Below are 16,568 nucleotides of genomic sequence, written 5' to 3'. Positions count from 1 at the left end.
CATGCAGCGATTCAGGCCGGGACGGCGTCCTTGTTCAGCACGATCGCCGGCGGCGGCGGGGTGCCGGCCGAGGTGGTCAGCACCTCGTAGCCGGTTTCCGTCACCAGGATCATGTGCTCCCACTGGGCCGACAGGCTGCGGTCCCTGGTCTTGATGGTCCAGCCGTCCGGCATCTCGCGGATGTCGCGCTTGCCGGCGTTGATCATCGGCTCGATCGTGAAGATCATGCCGGCCTTCAGTTCCTCGCCGGTGCCCGGGCGGCCGTAGTGCAGCACCTGGGGCTCTTCGTGGAAGACCTTGCCGATGCCGTGGCCGCAGAATTCGCGCACCACCGAGAAGCCGTTCTTCTCGGCGTGCTGCTGGATCACGTGGCCGATGTCGCCCAGGTGGGCGCCCGGCTTGACCTTGCTGATGCCCAGCCACATGCATTCGTAGGTGATCTCGGACAGGCGGCGTGCCTGGATCGAGGGTTCGCCCAGCAGGAACATGCGGCTGTTATCGCCGTGGAAACCGTCCTTGGTGATCACGGTGACGTCGATGTTGACCGAGTCGCCGGCCTTCAGCACCTTGTCGCCCGGGATGCCGTGGCAGATCACGTCGTTGACCGAGGTGCAGACGGCCTTGGGGAAGGGCGGGTAGCCCGGCGGCGCGTAGTTCAGCGGGGCCGGCACGGTGCCTTGCACCTGGACCATGTATTCGTGGCAGAGGCGATCGAGTTCGCCGGTGGTGACGCCCGGCTTGACGAAGGGGGTGATGTAGTCGAGCACTTCGGCGCCGAGGCGGCCGGCGATGCGCATGCCTTCGATCTCTTCTTGGGTCTTGATGGTGATGGACATAATTTGTCTGTGACGCGAATTCAGTTCTGCAATGGGATATTCGTCCATTATATGTGATCGGGCGGCACGTATGAACTTGAAATCGGAGGCAAATCCCGTTAGAATCTCGGGTTGCTCGTGTTCGTATCGAGCAATGTTGTAAAAAACGTCTTTTTTATTGAATCGCGAATGCGGCCGACAAGGGTGCCTGACACAGGTGTACCGGCCGTTATTCAAGACTTAACCCTGGAGAATCAAATGTCCGTTACTATGCGCGAAATGCTGGAAGCCGGTGTTCACTTCGGCCACCAGACCCGTTTCTGGAACCCGAAAATGGCACCGTTCATCTTCGGTCATCGCAACAAGATCCACATCATCAACCTGGAAAAAACCATGGCGATGTACCAGGATGCGATGAAAACCATCAAGCAGATCGCTGCTAACCGCGGCACCATCCTGCTGGTCGGCACCAAGCGCCAGGCCCGCGACATCATCGCCGCTGAAGCCCAGCGCGCTGGTGTGCCGTACGTCGACCAGCGCTGGCTGGGCGGCATGCTGACCAACTTCAAGACCATCAAGACCTCGATCAAGCGCCTGAAGGACATGGAAGCCGCGATCGAATCGGGTGAAGTCGAGAAGATGTCGAAGAAAGAAGCCCTGATGTTCTCGCGCGAGCTGGACAAGCTGCAGAAGTCGATCGGCGGCATCAAGGACCTGCAGGGTGTGCCGGACGCGATCTTCGTGGTCGACGTCGGCTACCACAAGGGCGCCGTCACCGAAGCCGGCAAGCTGGGCATCCCGGTCATCGGCGTGGTCGACACCAACCACTCGCCGGAAGGCGTTACCCACGTGATCCCGGGTAACGACGACTCCTCGAAGGCCATCACCCTGTACGCACGCGGCGTTGCCGATGCGATCCTGGAAGGCCGCGCCAACGCCACCAACGACGTCGTCGAGGCGGTCAAGGCTGGCGACGACTTCGTCGAAGTTTCCGAGCAAGCATAATGCCGGCGGGCGTCAGCCCGCTGGAGTGAAAGAAGGGGCGCCGAGCCTGGATCGAGCGCCCTTTTTTGCAAGCAGATTCAGCAAGAACAAACCTATTTAGGAGAAATGACATGGCAGCGATTACTGCAGCGATGGTTGGCGAACTGCGCGCCAAGACCGATGCCCCGATGATGGAGTGCAAGAAGGCACTGAACGAAGCCGAAGGCGACATGGCACGTGCCGAAGAGATCCTGCGCGTCAAGCTGGACGGCAAGGCCTCGAAAGCAGCTTCGCGCATCACCGCCGAAGGCGTGGTGACGGCTTACGTTGCCGGCAACGTCGGCGCGCTGGTCGAAATCAACAGCGAAACCGACTTCGTCGCCAAGAACGACGAGTTCATGGCCATGGCCAACCTGGCTGCCAAGCTGGTCGCCGAGAACAACCCGGCCGACGTCGCTGCCCTGGCCGCCCTGCCGGTCGACGGCAAGACCTTCGACGACGTGCGTACGGCACTGATCGGCAAAATCGGCGAGAATATGACCGTTCGCCGCTTCCAGCGCTTCGAAACCACCGGCAAGCTGGCTTCCTACCTGCACGGCGCGCGCATCGGCGTGATCGTCGACTACGACGGCGCCGACGAGCAAGTGGGCAAGGACGTCGCCATGCACATCGCCGCGATGAAGCCGGTCGCCCTGTCGGCTGAGCAAGTGCCGGCCGAGCTGATCGAGAAAGAGCGTTCGGTCGCCCAGCTGAAAGCCAAGGAAGACGCCGAGAAGGCCGTCGCCGAAGGCAAGCAGCCGCAATCGGAAGAGATCGTTGCCAAGCGCATCGACGGTTCGGTGCAGAAGTACCTGAAGGAAGTGTCGCTGTTCAACCAGGCTTTCGTGAAGAACGACAAGCAGAGCATCGAGCAGATGCTGAAGGCGAACAACGCCACCGTCAAGGCATTCACCATGTACGTGGTGGGCGAAGGCATCGAGAAGAAAGTCGACGACTTCGCAGCAGAAGTTGCCGCCCAGATGGCCGCAGCCAAGCAATAATCAGCAGTAAAAAGAAGACGGGCCGAAAGGCCCGTTTTCATAGTAGTACCCCGAATTCGAATCATCTAACATCCAGGAGCCCCATTCATGACCAAACCAGCCTACCAACGAGTCCTCCTCAAACTGTCTGGCGAAGCKCTGATGGGCGACGACCAGTTCGGCATCAACCGCGCCACCATCGAGCGCATGGTGGCCGACGTGGCGGAGGTGCAGAAGCTGGGCGTGGAACTGGCGGTCGTGATCGGCGGCGGCAACATCTTCCGTGGCGTGGCTCCGGGTGCGCAGGGCATGGACCGCGCGACCGCCGACTACATGGGCATGCTGGCCACCGTGATGAACGCGCTGGCCCTGGCCGACGCCATGCGCCAGCAGGGCATCACCGCGCGCGTGATGTCGGCGATCGGCATCGAGCAGGTGGTCGAGCCCTATGTGCGTCCGAAGGCCCTGCAATACCTGGAAGAGGGCAAGGTGGTCGTGTTCGCCGCCGGCACCGGCAACCCCTTCTTCACCACCGATACCGCGGCCGCCCTGCGCGGCTCCGAAATCTCGGCCGAGATTGTTTTGAAGGCAACCAAGGTCGATGGCGTATATACTGCCGATCCGAAGAAGGATCCGCACGCTACCCGCTACGAGCAGATCACTTTCGACGAAGCGATCGCCAAGCATCTGCAGGTGATGGACGCCACCGCGTTCGCCCTGTGCCGCGACCAGAAGCTGCCGATCAAGGTGTTCTCGATCGTCAAGCCGGGCGCGCTCAAGCGCGTGATCATGGGCGAAGACGAGGGTACACTGGTACACGTTTAACATTCCTTATTTAGCAAAACACAGGAGAGCAGTATGTCCGTCGCTGACGTGAAGAAAAACGCCCAGGACAAGATGGCCAAGTCCATCGACACCCTGAAGGCCGACCTGGCCAAGGTCCGCACCGGCCGCGCCCACACCGGCATCCTCGACCACGTGATGGTGGATTACTATGGTTCGCCCACCGCGCTGCCGATGGTTGCCAACCTGACCCTGATCGACGCCCGCACCATCGGTGTGACGCCGTACGAAAAGAAGATGCTCAGCACCATCGAGAAGGCGATCCGCGATTCGGACCTCGGCCTGAATCCGTCGACCTTCGGCGAAATGGTCCGCGTGCCGACCCCGGCCCTGACCGAAGAGCGCCGCAAGGAAATGGTCAAGCTGGCCAAGTCGGAAGCGGAAGACGCCAAGATTGCCGTGCGTAACGTGCGCCGCGACGCCAACGAACAGCTGAAACGCCTCATCAAGGACAAGGCCATCTCGGAAGACGACGAGCGCCGCGCCCAGGACGAGATCCAGAAGCTGACCGACAAGTCCGTCATCGACATCGACAAGCTCGTTACCGAAAAAGAGAAAGAAATCATGACGGTGTAAACTGCGGGGGCGGGGCGCCTTTGTGCCCGCAGCCGCAAACTGTCCGCCGGCCGGGTCCGCCCGTGCCGGCGCCTTGTTTTTACTGCCGATACCGGCCTGATTTATGATTTTCAAAAGTTCGACCACCGCAGTTCCCGACGCGCCGGCGGTACCGCGCCACATCGCCATCATCATGGACGGCAATGGACGCTGGGCGACCAAGCGCCTGCTGCCGCGCGTGGCCGGTCACGTCAAGGGCGTGGACGCCGTGCGCAAGATCGTCGAGGCTTGCGTGGAGCGCGGCGTCGAGTACCTGACGCTGTTCGCTTTTTCCTCGGAAAACTGGCGCCGTCCGGCCGATGAGGTGTCCTACCTGATGGGCCTGTTCGTCGCCGCCCTCGAGCGCGAAGTGGCGAAGATGCACGCCAATAACATCCGCCTGAAGGTGGTGGGCGACCTGTCGCGCTTCGATCCGAAGCTGCAGGACATGATCGCCAACGCCGAGCGCAAGACCGCCAACAATACCCGCCTGACCGTGACCGTGTGCGCCAACTACGGCGGCCGCTGGGACATCATGCAGGCGACCGGCAAGATGGTGGCCGCCAATCCGGGCGTGACCGAATTCACCGAAGAGATGCTGGCGCCGCACCTGGCGATGGCCTACGCGCCGGAGCCGGACCTGTTTATCCGCACCGGCGGCGAAGAGCGCATCTCGAACTTCCTGCTGTGGCAGCTGGCCTATTCTGAGCTGTACTTCACCGACGCCTTCTGGCCGGACTTCTCGCCGGAGTCGCTCGACACCGCCATCGCCTCCTACCAGAGCCGCGAACGCCGCTTCGGCCGTACCGGCGAGCAGGTAGCAACCAAGGCCGCACGCTGATGCTGAAAACCCGCGTCATTACCGCAATCGTCCTGCTGGCAGTCCTGCTGCCGGTCCTGTATTTCAACAACTTCACGGCATTTGCGGTGGTGGCCACGGTGTTTTTCGGCGCCGCCGTCTGGGAATGCGTGCGCCTCTTCAATCCCGGCACCGGCAGCGCCCACATCATCGCCCTGGTCTGGACCGCCGTGTTCGCCGTCTCGGTGCTGACCGGCCACCTGAACGCCGCCTTCTGGGCCGCGCTCAGCCTGGCGCTGTGGATCGCCCGCTTCACGCCCTCGCTCAAGTTCGGCCTGCCGCCGCTGGGCAGCCCGTCCAACACACTGCTGAGCCTGGTCTACGGCTTCGCGATCTTCGGCTGCTTCGTGGCCATCGTCGTGCTGTTCTCGTCCTCGCCGCTGTACCTGCTGTCGGTGATGGCGATCGTGTGGGTGGCCGACATCGGCGCCTACTTCTCCGGCAAGGCCTTCGGCAAGCGCAAGCTGGCGCCGTCGATCTCGCCGGGTAAATCCTGGGAAGGCGCGATCGGCGGCGGCATCGCCGTGCTGGTCCTGGCCTCGCTGTCCGTCGCGTACGGCGGCGCCGCCTTCGCAGACACCTTCGCCGCGCGCGTCCAGCGCGGCTACGGCTGGCCGGCCCTGCTGGCCATCCTGGTCCTGATGGTCGCCGCCAGCATCGTCGGCGACCTCTTCGAGTCCCAGCTCAAGCGCCGCGCCGGCATGAAGGACAGCAGCAAGCTGCTGCCCGGCCACGGCGGCGTCCTCGACCGGATCGATGCCCTGATCCCGGTCCTGCCGCTCGCAGCCCTCATCGGCTCGCGCCTTTAAGCGGCTCTGAAGGAGCACACAATGCAACGCGTTACCATCCTGGGCGCCACCGGCTCGATCGGCGTCTCGACCCTCGACGTGCTCGCGCGTCATCCCGAACACTATGAAGTCTACGCGCTCAGCGCCCACAGCCGCGTCGACGAGCTGGCGGCCCAGTGCCGCCGGTTCCGCCCGGCGCGCGCGGTGGTCGGCTCGCCCGGCGCTGCCGCGCGCCTGAGCCAGCTGATCGCCGACCTGCCGACCGACGTCTCCTGGGGCGAGCAGGCGCTGTGCGAGATTGCCTCCAGCAGCGGCACCGATGCCGTGATGGCCGCCATCGTCGGCGCCGCCGGCCTGGCGCCGACCCTGGCCGCCGCCCGCGCCGGCAAGAAGGTCCTGCTGGCGAACAAGGAAGCGCTGGTGATGTCCGGCCAGCTGTTCATGGACGCCGTGCGCGAGCACAAGGCGACCCTGCTGCCGATCGACAGCGAACACAACGCCATCTTCCAGTCGCTGCCAAGCCACTATGCGCGCAAGCCGGACGCGGCCGGCGTGGCCAAAATCCTGTTGACCGCGTCCGGCGGTCCCTTCCTCAAGCGCGAGGTCGAGACCCTCGAACACGTGACGCCGGAAGAGGCCTGCAAGCATCCGAACTGGTCGATGGGCCGCAAGATCTCGGTCGATTCCGCCACCATGATGAACAAGGGCCTGGAAGTGATCGAGGCCCACTGGCTGTTCGGCGCGCCGGCCGACCTGATCGAGGTGGTGATCCATCCGCAGAGCGTGATCCATTCGATGGTGTCGTATGTGGATGGCTCGGTGCTGGCCCAGCTCGGCAACCCCGACATGCGCACCCCGATCGCCCACGCGCTGGCCTTCCCGGAGCGGATCGCGTCCGGCGTGGCCCAGCTCGACCTCACCAGCATGGCGGCGCTGGAATTCCATGCGCCGGACTTCCGCCGTTTCCCCTGCCTGGCGCTGGCCTTCGACGCCCTGCGCGCGGGCGGCACCGCGCCGGCCCTGCTGAACGCGGCCAACGAAGTGGCGGTGCAGGCCTTCCTCGACCGCCGCATCGGCTTCCGCGACATCGACCGGGTGGTGAGTCGCGTGATGATCGAAGTGCCGCATGGCGCGGCATCGAGCATCGACGCGGTGCTGGCCCAGGACGCGCAGGCGCGCCTGGCCGCCGGCCGCATCGCAGACAGCCTGGCGCGGGCCTGACGCCATGTTCAGCCACATCCTGATCGGCTTCCTGCTTGGTCTCGGGCCGCTGATCATCGTCCACGAACTGGGCCACTACTGGGTTGCGCGACTGTGCGGCGTGAAGGTGCGCCGCTTCTCGATCGGCATGGGCAGGGTGGTGTGGTCGCGCCGCTTCGGCGCCGACCAGACCGAATGGGCGCTGTCGGTGCTGCCRCTCGGCGGCTACGTCAAGCTGGTGGACAGCCGCGACCCGTCGACCGCCCCGCTGGACGCCAGCGAGGAGGCGCGCGAGTTCACGCGCCAGAACGTGTGGAAGCGCATGGCCATCATCGCCGCCGGTCCTGCCATCAACTTCGCGCTGGCGATCCTGCTGATGGCCGGCCTGTTCATGGTCGGCAAGGAAGAGCCGGGCACGCGCCTGCGCGCCATGCAGTCCGACACGCCGGTGTACGTGGCCGGCGTGCGCGGCGGCGACGCCGTCACCGAGGTGAACGGCAAGCCGGTCGCGGCCTGGAGCGACATGCGCTGGGAGATCGTGCGCGCCGCGATCGACAAGCGCGACGCCGAACTGACCCTGCACGGCGCCGGCGGCAGACCCTACCGCGCCGTGATCCCCGCATCCACGCTGGCGCGCTTCGACCCGGACGGCAAGACCGACGTCATGGAGCAGCTCGGCATGCAGATGTGGCGCCCGCGTCCGAGCGTGGAAAAGGTGATCCCGGGCGGGGCCGCCGAACGCGCCGGCCTGCACCACGGCGACCTGCTCACCGCCATCGACGGCAAGCCGGTCAACGACGGCATCGACGTCATCACCACCGTGCGCAAGGCGCCGGGCCGGACCCTGCAGCTGGACCTGTTGCGCGACGGCCAGCCCCTCCACCTGGCGATCACCCCGGACCGCGACCCGGCGAGGGGAGAAGGCGTGATCAAGCTGCTGGTGGCGCAGATGCCGGAGATGGTGAAACTGCAGGCCGGCCCGTTGCAGGCGGTCGCCAAGGGCGCCGGCCGCGCCTGGGACGGCGCCGTCACCACCCTGAAGATGATCGGGAAGATGCTGACCGGCGAGGTCTCGCTGAAAAACGTGTCGGGTCCGATCACGATCGCCGGGGTGGCCGGACAGGCCGCGGACGCTGGCTTTGCGACCTATATCGAGATGCTGGCCTTCATCAGCCTGAGCCTGGGTGTAATGAATCTGTTACCAATTCCCGTTCTGGATGGCGGCCAATTGCTGTATTATTCGCTGGAAGTTTTGACCGGGCGCCCCTTGTCCGCGCGTGTCGGAGAGATCGCGCAGCTCGCCGGGTTCGGCCTGATGCTCATGCTGATGGCGCTCGCCGTCTTCAACGACCTGGTGCGGCTGCTCTGATACCGGGCGCAGAATACGAAGTTCGTCCAATGACTGACCCATTGATCTAACCAATGAAATTACACTCTGATCGTCCTGCCTTGCCCCGCTTCGCCATGCCTTCCCGTCGCAGCCTGATCGGCGCCGCCGTGCTGGCGCTTTGCGCCAGCCACGCTCAAGCCGTCGCTCCCTTCGTCGTGAAGGACATCCGGGTCGAAGGCATCCAGCGGACCGAGGCAGGCACGGTGTTCAGCTACCTGCCGGTACGCGTCGGCGAAACCTTCGACGACGACAAGGGCACCGCTGCGATCAAGGCCCTGTATGCCACCGGCTTCTTCAAGGACGTGCGCCTGGAAGAAGAGAACGGCGTGCTGGTCGTGCTGGTGGAAGAACGTCCCRCCATTTCGAGCGTGGACTTCACCGGCACCAAGGAATTCGAGAAGGACATGCTGGTCAAGGCGCTGAAGGAAATCGGCGTCGGCGAAACCAAGATCTTCGACAAGGCATCGGTCGACCGCGCCGAGCAGGAACTGAAGCGCCAGTACCTGTCGCATGGCCTGTACGGCGTGAAGATCACCACCACGGTCACCCCGATCGAGCGCAACCGCGTGACGATCATGTTCAACGTCGACGAAGGCGATGCCGCCAAGATCAAGGGCATCAACATCGTCGGCAACAAGGCCTTCTCCGACAAGCAGCTGCGCGAACTGCTGCAGCTGAATACCTCGGGCTGGTTCACCTGGTATTCGAAGGCCGACCAGTATTCGAAGCAGAAGCTGACCGGCGACCTCGAGTCGATCAAGTCCTGGTACGCCAACCACGGCTACCTGGAAGCGACCGTCGAATCGACCCAGGTCGCGATCACCCCGGACAAGAAGGACATCTACCTGACCATCAACATCACCGAGGGCGAGAAGTACACCGTCACCGGCGTCAAGATGGAAGGCGAGACCTTCGGCCGCGAACAGGAACTGAAGCAGCTGATCCTGCTGCGTCCGGGCGCGACCTATTCGGGCGAGCTGCTCGAAGCCTCGAACAAGCGCATCTCCGACCGCCTGGCGAGCTTCGGCTACGCCTTCGCCAATGTGAACGCGAACCCGGAAATCGACCAGGCCAAGCACGAAGTCAAGTTCACCTTCATCGTCGATCCGGGCAAGCGCGCCTACGTGCGCCACATGACGATCTCGGGCAATACCATCACCCGCGACGAAGTCATCCGCCGCGAATTCCGCCAGTTCGAGAGCTCGTGGTACGACCCGAACCGCGTGAAGCTGTCGCGCGACCGCGTCGACCGCCTCGGCTACTTCAAGGACGTGACCGTCGAGACCCCGGAAAACCAGGGCACCACCGACCAGGTCGACGTCAATATCGCGGTCACCGAAAAACCGACCGGTAACTTCATGATCGGCGGCGCGTTCTCGCAGGCCGAGAAGTTCACCTTCACGGCTTCGGTCACCCAGGCCAACTTCGCCGGCAGCGGCAACACGGTCGGCGTCGAACTGAACACCAGCAAGTACAACCGCACGATCTCGTTCGCGCAGACCAATCCGTACTTCACCGACGAAGGCGTGTCGCGCGCCTTCCAGCTTTACCTGCGCACCTCGCGTCCGCCGGCGCTGAACATCGGTTCCTACACCGTGCGCCAGATGGGCGGCAACCTGACCTTCGGCGTGCCGTTCTCCGAAACCGACACCGTCTACTTCGGCGCCGGCCTCGAACGCACCAAGCTGGAAACCGACGACAGCTCGCCGACGCTGTACAAGGAATTCGTGCGCCAGAACTCGAGCGACAAGCTGACCAAGCAGACCGGCGTGGGCACCGCGACCACCGATGCGATCCCGTTCACCGTGGCCTGGGGCCGCGACTCGCGCGACAGCGCCATCACGCCGACCCGCGGCCGCTACCAGCGCGCCAACCTGGAGATCGACCTGATCGGCGACGCCAAGTACTACCGCGCGATCTATGAACACCAGTGGTACCGTCCGCTGACCCGCTGGATGACCCTGGCCCTGAAGGGCGAGCTGGACATCGGCGGTGGCCTGAAGGGCCACGCCTACCCGGTCTTCAAGAACTTCTACGGCGGCGGCATCGGTTCGGTGCGCGGCTACGAGAGCTCGTCGCTGGGCCTGGTCGACCCCTACACCCTGGACGCCCTGGGCGGCGCGCGCCGCGTGATCGGCAACGCCGAACTGCAGTTCCCGTTCCCGGGCAGCGGCACCGACCGCTCGCTGCGCTGGTTCACCTTCGCCGACACCGGCCAGGTTTATCAGGAAGGCCAGCGCATGCGCCTCGACCAGCTGCGCTACTCGGCGGGTATCGGCCTGTCGTGGATTTCCCCTGTGGGTCCGCTCAAGTTGAGTTATGCTAAGCCCTTGAACGCCAAGCCGGGCGACCGCCTGGAACGCTTCCAGTTCCAGATGGGTACCGGCTTCTGACAAGGATTGCGGAGCTCATGTTGGAGCTCATGTTGGAGATTATGTTGAATAAATCGATAGCCTCGTTGTCCAGGACTCTGGCGCTGGCCGCCGTCTGCGCGGGCGCGCTGCTGCATGTGAATGCACAGGCGCAGGTGCAGGCGCCGACCGGCCGGATCGGCTTCATCTACACCGAAAGGCTGATGACGGAGTCGCGCCTGGCAAAGTCGGCGGACGAGAAGATCCAGGCCGAGTTCTCGAAGCGCCAGAAGCAGGTCGACGACATGGTCAAGCGCTTCAAGACGGCGCGCGAGAAATTCGACGAAGACGCGCCGAAGCTCAACGACATCGACCGCACCCGCCGCACCCGCGAGCTGCTCGACATGGAGAAGGACGTCCAGCGCATGCAGCGCGAGTTCAACGAGGACCTGCTGCAGCGGAAGAACGAGGAACGCGCCGCCATCGCGCAGCGCGCCTTCAAACTGATCGAACAGGTGGCCGAACAGGAACACCTGGACGTCGTGCTGCAGGAAGCCATCTGGTCCAGCCCGCGCATCGACATCACCGACAAGATCCTCAAGCTGCTCGACAAATAAGCGGCAGCGCACAAGACGAACGCCGGCCGGACGGATGCGCCCGGCCGGCGTATCATTATCAAGATTGACTTCACCATTTTTACGGAACGACCAGATGGGCACTCGACTGGGTGAATTGGTCGAACGCTTCGGCGGACAGCTGGTGGGAGACCCGAACCTCGAGGTTCGGGGCATCGCACCCCTCGACAGCGCCGACGCTTCGCACATCAGCTTTCTAAGCAACAGCAAACTGCGCGCACTGGCGGCGCAAAGCCGGGCGGCGGCACTGATCGTCGCCCCGCTGGACGACGCCACCGTCGCCGCCACCTACGAAGGCGCGCGCATCGTCACCACCAACCCCTATGCCTACTTTGCCCGCGCCGCGCAGTACTTCGCCGCGCTGGAAGAAGTGCCGCCCCCCTGCGGGGTCCATCCGACGGCCAGCGTGCACGAGAGCGCGCAGATCGACCCGACGGCCCATATCGGCCCGCAGGTGACGGTCGAGGCGGGCGCCCGGATCGCGGCCGGCGCGGTGATCGACGCAGGCTGCTTCATCGGCCGCGAGGCGGAGATCGGCGAGGGCACCCACCTGTTCGCCAACGTGAGCTTCCACGCGCACTGTAAAATCGGTAAGCGCGGCATCCTGCACTCGGGCGCGGTGATCGGCACCGACGGCTTCGGCTTCGCCAAGGAGAACGGCGTCTACATCAAGATCCCGCAGACCGGCCGCGTGATCCTGGGCGACGACGTCGACGTCGGCGCCAACACTACCATCGACCGCGGCGCCATGGCCGACACCATCATCGAGGATGGGGTCAAGCTCGACAACCAGATCCAGATCGGCCACAACTGCCATATCGGCGCCAACACGGCCATGGCCGGCTGCGTGGGCGTGGCGGGCAGCGCGAAGATCGGCAAGAATTGCACCTTCGGCGGCGCCGCCATGGTGCTCGGCCACCTGGAAATCGTGGACAATGTCCATATCTCCTCGGGCAGCATGGTCTCGCGCTCGGTGCTGGAGCCGGGGCAGTACACCGGCTTCTACCCGCTGGCCAAGAATTCCGAGTGGGAGCGCAGCGCCGCCATCGTGCGCAACCTGTCCTCGATGCGCGAGAAGATCCGCACGCTGGAAAAGCAAATCAAAACCCTGACTGACAACGCAGAACAAAAATGACGACCGAACAAAACCAAGGCGCCAAGACCCTCGCATCCAAAACTCTTGGTATCACCCAGATCAAGGAATACCTGCCGCACCGCTATCCGCTGCTGCTGGTCGACCGCGTGGTCGATTATGAGCTGGGCAAGACCATCACCGCGATCAAGAACGTCACGGTGAACGAGGAATTCTTCAACGGCCACTTCCCGCACCAGCCGGTGATGCCGGGCGTGCTGATGGTCGAGGCGCTGGCACAGACCGCCGCCATCCTGTCCTTCATGACCATGGGCGTGAAGCCGGACGAGAACTCGGTGGTCTACTTCGTCGGCATCGACAACTGCCGCTTCAAGCGCCCGGTCGGCCCCGGCGACCAGCTCAGGATGGACGTCGAGATCCTGCGCAGCTCGCGCGGCATCTGGAAGTACAAGGCGCAGGCTAGCGTCGACGGCAAGGTCGCCGTCGAGGCGGAACTCATGTGCACGATCCGCGCCAACRAATCGGCGGCCGGTTCGGCTAACCCCCAAGCGGCAGCGGGGCAGTAATGAGCGGCCGGATTCACCCGACCGCGATCGTCGATCCGAAGGCGGAGCTGGACAGCTCGGTCGAGGTCGGCCCGTACTCGATCGTCGGCCCGCATGTGCGCATCGGTTCCGGCACCGTGGTCGGACCGCACGTGGTCATCGAAGGCCACACGACGATCGGCAAGGACAACCGGATCTTCCAGTTCGCCTCGCTGGGCGCGGCGCCGCAGGACAAGAAGTGGGCCGGCGAGCCGACCCGCCTCGAAGTCGGCGACCGCAATACCATCCGCGAATTCGTCACCTTCAACCTGGGCACCGCGCAGGATGCCGGCGTGACCCGCCTCGGCGACGACAACTGGATCTCGGCCTACGTCCACCTGGCGCACGACTGCCAGGTCGGCAGCAACACGATCTTCTCGAACAACGCCCAGCTGGCCGGCCACGTCCACGTGGGCGACTGGGCGATCCTGTCGGGCTACTGCGGCGTCCACCAGTTCTGCAAGATCGGCGCCCATGCCTTCATCGGCATGTACACCAGCCTGACCCAGGACGTGCCGCCGTACGTGCTGGTCTCGGGCAATCCGGCCGAGGCCCACGGCGTCAACATCGAAGGCCTGAAGCGCCGCGGTTTCACGCGCGAGCAGATCAACGCGATCCGCGCCGCGTACAAGACCATCTACCGCAGCGGCAAGACGCTGGAAGAAGCGAAGGCGCAAATGACGGAAGAGGCGGCCGAGGGCGGCGAGGGCGTGGCGCAGATCCAGGCCATGCTCGACTTCCTCGGCGCCACCACCCGTGGCATCGTCCGCTGATTTGACCGCGCCTGTTCATCTGGCGCTGGTGGCGGGCGAGGTCTCCGGCGACATGCTGGCGGCGCGCCTGATGGCCGGCCTCAGGCCGCATCTGCCCGAGGTCCGCTACTCGGGCATCGGCGGCCCGCGCATGCTGGAGCAGGGCCTGGTATCCGACGTGCCGATGGACACGCTCACGGTACGCGGCCTGCTGCCGGTGCTGATGCGCTACCGCGAACTGAAGGGCATCCAGAACCGCCTGCGCGACCGCTTGATCGAGGAGCGGCCGGCCGCCTTCATCGGCGCCGACTACCCCGGCTTCAACCTGGGCCTGGAAGAGCAGCTGCGGGCGAGCGGCATCCCGACCCTGCACTTCGTCGGGCCGCAGATCTGGGCTTGGCGGGGAGGGCGGATCAAGAAGATCCAGCGCGCGGTCTCGCACATGCTGCTGATCTTCCCCTTCGAAGAAGAGATCTACCGCAAGGCCGGCGTGCCGGCGACCTATATCGGCCACCCGCTGGCCGAACAGATCCCGCTGCAGCCCGACGTGGCGGCGGCCAGGCGCCAGCTCGGCATCCCGGAAGACGCCAGGGTCGTGACCGTGATGCCGGGCAGCCGCATGTCCGAGATCAAGTACCTGACCGGACCTTTCGCGGGCGCCGTGCAACTGCTGGCCCGGCGCGACAGGAGCATCCGTTTCATCGCGCCGATGGCGGGCGGGCGCCAGAAGGCGTATTTTATGCAGATGATGGCGAAGGCCGGGCTGCAGGATCTGATTGGCTCCGGCGTGCTCGAGCTGATCGACGGCCAGTCGCACGCGGCCATCGCGGCGGCGGACGCGGTGCTGGCGGCCTCCGGCACGGCGACGCTGGAAGTGGCGCTGTTCAAGAAGCCGATGGCGATCGCCTACAAGGTGGTGCAGGCCGAGTGGCTGCTGATCCGGAACATGGGCTACCTGCCGTGGATCGGGCTGCCAAACATCCTGGCGCGCGAGTTCGTGGTGCCGGAATTCCTGCAGCACGCGGCCACGCCGCAAGCCCTGGCGGACGCGGTCTGGTTCCAGCTGACGGACGAGGCGAATCGCCGGCGCCTGCAGCAGCGCTTCCTCGACATGCACCACAGCCTGCTGCGCAACAGCGCCGAGGCCAGCGCCCAGGCGGTGCTCGAGGTCATAGGACAAGGATAATGAGCAAGAAGAAGTTCGATTTCTATCCGGGACTGCCCGCCAGGGGCCGTCCCTTCACCATTTCCGACGTCGTCTGCGGCGTGGACGAGGCCGGCCGCGGCCCGCTGGCCGGCCCGGTGTTCGCCGCCGCCGTCATCCTCGACCCCAGGCGGCCGATCGAGGGCCTGCGCGATTCCAAGAAGCTGACCGAGGCGCGCCGCGACGAGCTGGCGCCCATCATCCGCGAACAGGCGCTGGCCTGGGCCATCGCCGAGTGCTCGCACATTGAAATCGACACCCTGAACATCCTGCAGGCGACCATGCTGGCGATGCGCCGCGCGGTCGAGCAGCTGGGAACCCTGCCGACCATCGCCCTCATCGACGGCAACCGCTGCCCGCAGCTGCCCGAGGCGATCCGCGCCCACGCCGTGGTCGAGGGCGACGACAAAGTGCACGCCATCTCGGCCGCCTCGATCCTGGCCAAGACCGCGCGCGACGCCGCCCTGGTGGCCCTGCACGAAACCTGGCCGCAGTACGCCTTCGACCAGCACAAGGGCTATTCGACCGCCCTGCATCTGGAGCGCCTGCGCCAACATGGGCCATGCCCGGTGCACCGCCGCTCCTTCGCGCCGGTGCGCGCGCTGCTGCAGGCCGACCTGCTGGCGCATTTCGAGGTCGATCCGGCATGAAGACCGTCAGTTCGCGCGACAACCCCTTCTACAAGGACCTCAAGCAGCTCGCCACCAGCTCGCAGGCGCGCCGCAAGGCCGGCCGCTCGCTGCTGGACGGCGTCCACCTGTGCCAGGCCTGGCTCGACCTCAAGGGCCTGCCTGCGCATTGCGTGGTGTCCGAGGATGCGCTGTCGAATCCGGAGGTGGCGGCGATCGTCGCCCGCGTCGAGGCCGATCGCGGCTTCGTCACCGCGCTGCCGGACGCCCTGTTCGGCGCCATCAGCCAGGTCGAACACGGCGTCAATCTGGTGTTCGTGGTCGAGACCCCAGCGCCGCGGGTGCCCGATGTGCTGGGCGAATCGGCGGTGCTGCTGGACGGCGTCCAGGACCCCGGCAACGTCGGCTCCATCCTGCGCAGCGCCGGCGCCGCCGGCATACGGCAGGTATGGTGCAGCCCCGGCACCGCCTTCTGCTGGTCGCCGAAGGTGCTGCGCGCCGCAATGGGCGCCCACTTCGTGCTGGAGATCTTCGAGAACGTGGAGCTCGCGCCTGTGGTGCGCAAGGCGCAAGTGCCGGTGCTGGCGACCAGCGGCTATGCCGCCGACTGCCTGTACGACGTCGAGCTGGCCGGGCCGGTGGCCTGGATCCTCGGCCATGAGGGGCAGGGCGTGTCGCAGGAGCTGCTGGACCTCGCCAGCCGGCGCGTCGCCGTGCCGCACGCCGGCCAGGTGGAGTCGCTGAACGTGGCGGCCTGCGCGGCGGTGTGCTTTTTCGAGCAATTACGGCAAACCAGGCAACAGCCGCAGCGCCGGGCATAGACGGCAC

General features: G+C 65.1%; 17 protein-coding genes. 16 read left to right on the top strand and 1 reads right to left on the bottom strand.

What is annotated here, in order from left to right; genetic code table 11:
* Positions 1-11 precede the first annotated feature (11 nt).
* Positions 12-884 carry a type I methionyl aminopeptidase gene (gene map / locus AC1DIX_RS08920; protein WP_477323648.1) on the bottom strand — a complete coding sequence of 291 codons (873 nt, stop codon included), beginning with the start codon at positions 882-884 and terminating at the stop codon, positions 12-14.
* A gap of 189 nt (positions 885-1,073) precedes the next feature.
* Here map and rpsB point away from each other — a divergent pair, with 189 nt between their 5' ends.
* From rpsB to AC1DIX_RS08840, 16 genes are all read left to right on the top strand, one after another.
* On the top strand, positions 1,074-1,820 hold the full coding sequence (gene rpsB, locus AC1DIX_RS08915) for a 30S ribosomal protein S2 (RefSeq protein WP_441934378.1): 747 nt from the start codon (positions 1,074-1,076) through the stop codon (positions 1,818-1,820).
* A 110-nt stretch (positions 1,821-1,930) separates the two neighbouring features.
* Positions 1,931-2,839, top strand: a complete 909-nt coding sequence (gene tsf / locus AC1DIX_RS08910; RefSeq protein WP_477323646.1) for a translation elongation factor Ts — start codon at positions 1,931-1,933, stop codon at positions 2,837-2,839.
* An 87-nt stretch (positions 2,840-2,926) separates the two neighbouring features.
* The gene (gene pyrH, locus AC1DIX_RS08905) at positions 2,927-3,643 is read left to right on the top strand and encodes a UMP kinase (RefSeq protein ID WP_441934382.1); all 717 of its coding nucleotides are present in this window, start codon (positions 2,927-2,929) and stop codon (positions 3,641-3,643) included.
* Positions 3,644-3,676: 33 nt separating this feature from the next.
* Positions 3,677-4,237, top strand: coding sequence for a ribosome recycling factor (gene frr / locus AC1DIX_RS08900; protein WP_441934384.1), 561 nt, complete (start codon positions 3,677-3,679; stop codon positions 4,235-4,237).
* Positions 4,238-4,340: 103 nt separating this feature from the next.
* A complete protein-coding gene (uppS, locus tag AC1DIX_RS08895) occupies positions 4,341-5,096 on the top strand; it encodes a polyprenyl diphosphate synthase (protein ID WP_441934386.1) in 756 nt (251 codons plus the stop codon).
* Positions 5,096-5,923: a phosphatidate cytidylyltransferase gene (locus AC1DIX_RS08890; RefSeq protein ID WP_477323644.1), complete on the top strand. Its 828-nt coding sequence runs from the start codon at positions 5,096-5,098 to the stop codon at positions 5,921-5,923. Before uppS ends, AC1DIX_RS08890 begins: the two co-directional genes overlap by 1 nt.
* Positions 5,924-5,944: 21 nt before the next feature.
* Positions 5,945-7,123, top strand: coding sequence for a 1-deoxy-D-xylulose-5-phosphate reductoisomerase (ispC, locus tag AC1DIX_RS08885; RefSeq protein WP_477323642.1), 1,179 nt, complete (start codon positions 5,945-5,947; stop codon positions 7,121-7,123).
* A gap of 4 nt (positions 7,124-7,127) precedes the next feature.
* Positions 7,128-8,471 carry an RIP metalloprotease RseP gene (gene rseP / locus AC1DIX_RS08880; RefSeq protein ID WP_477323640.1) on the top strand — a complete coding sequence of 448 codons (1,344 nt, stop codon included), beginning with the start codon at positions 7,128-7,130 and terminating at the stop codon, positions 8,469-8,471.
* Positions 8,472-8,524: 53 nt separating this feature from the next.
* Positions 8,525-10,885 (top strand): outer membrane protein assembly factor BamA, encoded by a 2,361-nt coding sequence (gene bamA / locus AC1DIX_RS08875; protein ID WP_477323638.1) that lies wholly within the window; start codon positions 8,525-8,527, stop codon positions 10,883-10,885.
* Positions 10,886-10,950: 65 nt separating this feature from the next.
* The gene (locus AC1DIX_RS08870) at positions 10,951-11,460 is read left to right on the top strand and encodes an OmpH/Skp family outer membrane protein (protein WP_441934396.1); all 510 of its coding nucleotides are present in this window, start codon (positions 10,951-10,953) and stop codon (positions 11,458-11,460) included.
* Between the two features lie 94 nt (positions 11,461-11,554).
* Positions 11,555-12,613 (top strand): UDP-3-O-(3-hydroxymyristoyl)glucosamine N-acyltransferase, encoded by a 1,059-nt coding sequence (gene lpxD, locus AC1DIX_RS08865; RefSeq protein WP_477323636.1) that lies wholly within the window; start codon positions 11,555-11,557, stop codon positions 12,611-12,613.
* Positions 12,610-13,137 (top strand): 3-hydroxyacyl-ACP dehydratase FabZ, encoded by a 528-nt coding sequence (fabZ, locus tag AC1DIX_RS08860; RefSeq protein ID WP_477323634.1) that lies wholly within the window; start codon positions 12,610-12,612, stop codon positions 13,135-13,137. The genes lpxD and fabZ overlap by 4 nt, the downstream gene beginning before the upstream one ends.
* Complete coding sequence (gene lpxA / locus AC1DIX_RS08855) at positions 13,137-13,928, top strand: acyl-ACP--UDP-N-acetylglucosamine O-acyltransferase (RefSeq protein ID WP_477323632.1); 792 nt, start codon at positions 13,137-13,139, stop codon at positions 13,926-13,928. The genes fabZ and lpxA overlap by 1 nt, the downstream gene beginning before the upstream one ends.
* Entirely contained in the window at positions 13,912-15,093 is a 1,182-nt protein-coding gene (gene lpxB, locus AC1DIX_RS08850; RefSeq protein WP_477323630.1) for a lipid-A-disaccharide synthase, read from the top strand. The genes lpxA and lpxB overlap by 17 nt, the downstream gene beginning before the upstream one ends.
* Positions 15,093-15,761: a ribonuclease HII gene (rnhB, locus tag AC1DIX_RS08845; protein WP_441934406.1), complete on the top strand. Its 669-nt coding sequence runs from the start codon at positions 15,093-15,095 to the stop codon at positions 15,759-15,761. The genes lpxB and rnhB overlap by 1 nt, the downstream gene beginning before the upstream one ends.
* A complete protein-coding gene (locus tag AC1DIX_RS08840) occupies positions 15,758-16,561 on the top strand; it encodes a TrmH family RNA methyltransferase (protein ID WP_477323628.1) in 804 nt (267 codons plus the stop codon). The genes rnhB and AC1DIX_RS08840 overlap by 4 nt, the downstream gene beginning before the upstream one ends.
* Positions 16,562-16,568 lie beyond the last annotated feature (7 nt).

The sequence above is a fragment of the Massilia sp. 05N420 genome, assembly GCF_056397205.1.
This window is presented reverse-complemented; position numbering and strand designations above follow the sequence as displayed.

Excerpts from the sequence above, each read along its gene's own strand:
- map (WP_477323648.1), bottom strand. The coding sequence starts at position 884 with ATGGACGAATATCCCATTGCAGAACTGAATTCGCGTCACAGACAAATT.
- rpsB (WP_441934378.1), top strand. The coding sequence starts at position 1,074 with ATGTCCGTTACTATGCGCGAAATGCTGGAAGCCGGTGTTCACTTCGGC.
- tsf (WP_477323646.1), top strand. The coding sequence starts at position 1,931 with ATGGCAGCGATTACTGCAGCGATGGTTGGCGAACTGCGCGCCAAGACC.
- frr (WP_441934384.1), top strand. The coding sequence starts at position 3,677 with ATGTCCGTCGCTGACGTGAAGAAAAACGCCCAGGACAAGATGGCCAAG.
- uppS (WP_441934386.1), top strand. The coding sequence starts at position 4,341 with ATGATTTTCAAAAGTTCGACCACCGCAGTTCCCGACGCGCCGGCGGTA.
- AC1DIX_RS08890 (WP_477323644.1), top strand. The coding sequence starts at position 5,096 with ATGCTGAAAACCCGCGTCATTACCGCAATCGTCCTGCTGGCAGTCCTG.
- ispC (WP_477323642.1), top strand. The coding sequence starts at position 5,945 with ATGCAACGCGTTACCATCCTGGGCGCCACCGGCTCGATCGGCGTCTCG.
- lpxD (WP_477323636.1), top strand. The coding sequence starts at position 11,555 with ATGGGCACTCGACTGGGTGAATTGGTCGAACGCTTCGGCGGACAGCTG.
- lpxA (WP_477323632.1), top strand. The coding sequence starts at position 13,137 with ATGAGCGGCCGGATTCACCCGACCGCGATCGTCGATCCGAAGGCGGAG.
- rnhB (WP_441934406.1), top strand. The coding sequence starts at position 15,093 with ATGAGCAAGAAGAAGTTCGATTTCTATCCGGGACTGCCCGCCAGGGGC.
- AC1DIX_RS08840 (WP_477323628.1), top strand. The coding sequence starts at position 15,758 with ATGAAGACCGTCAGTTCGCGCGACAACCCCTTCTACAAGGACCTCAAG.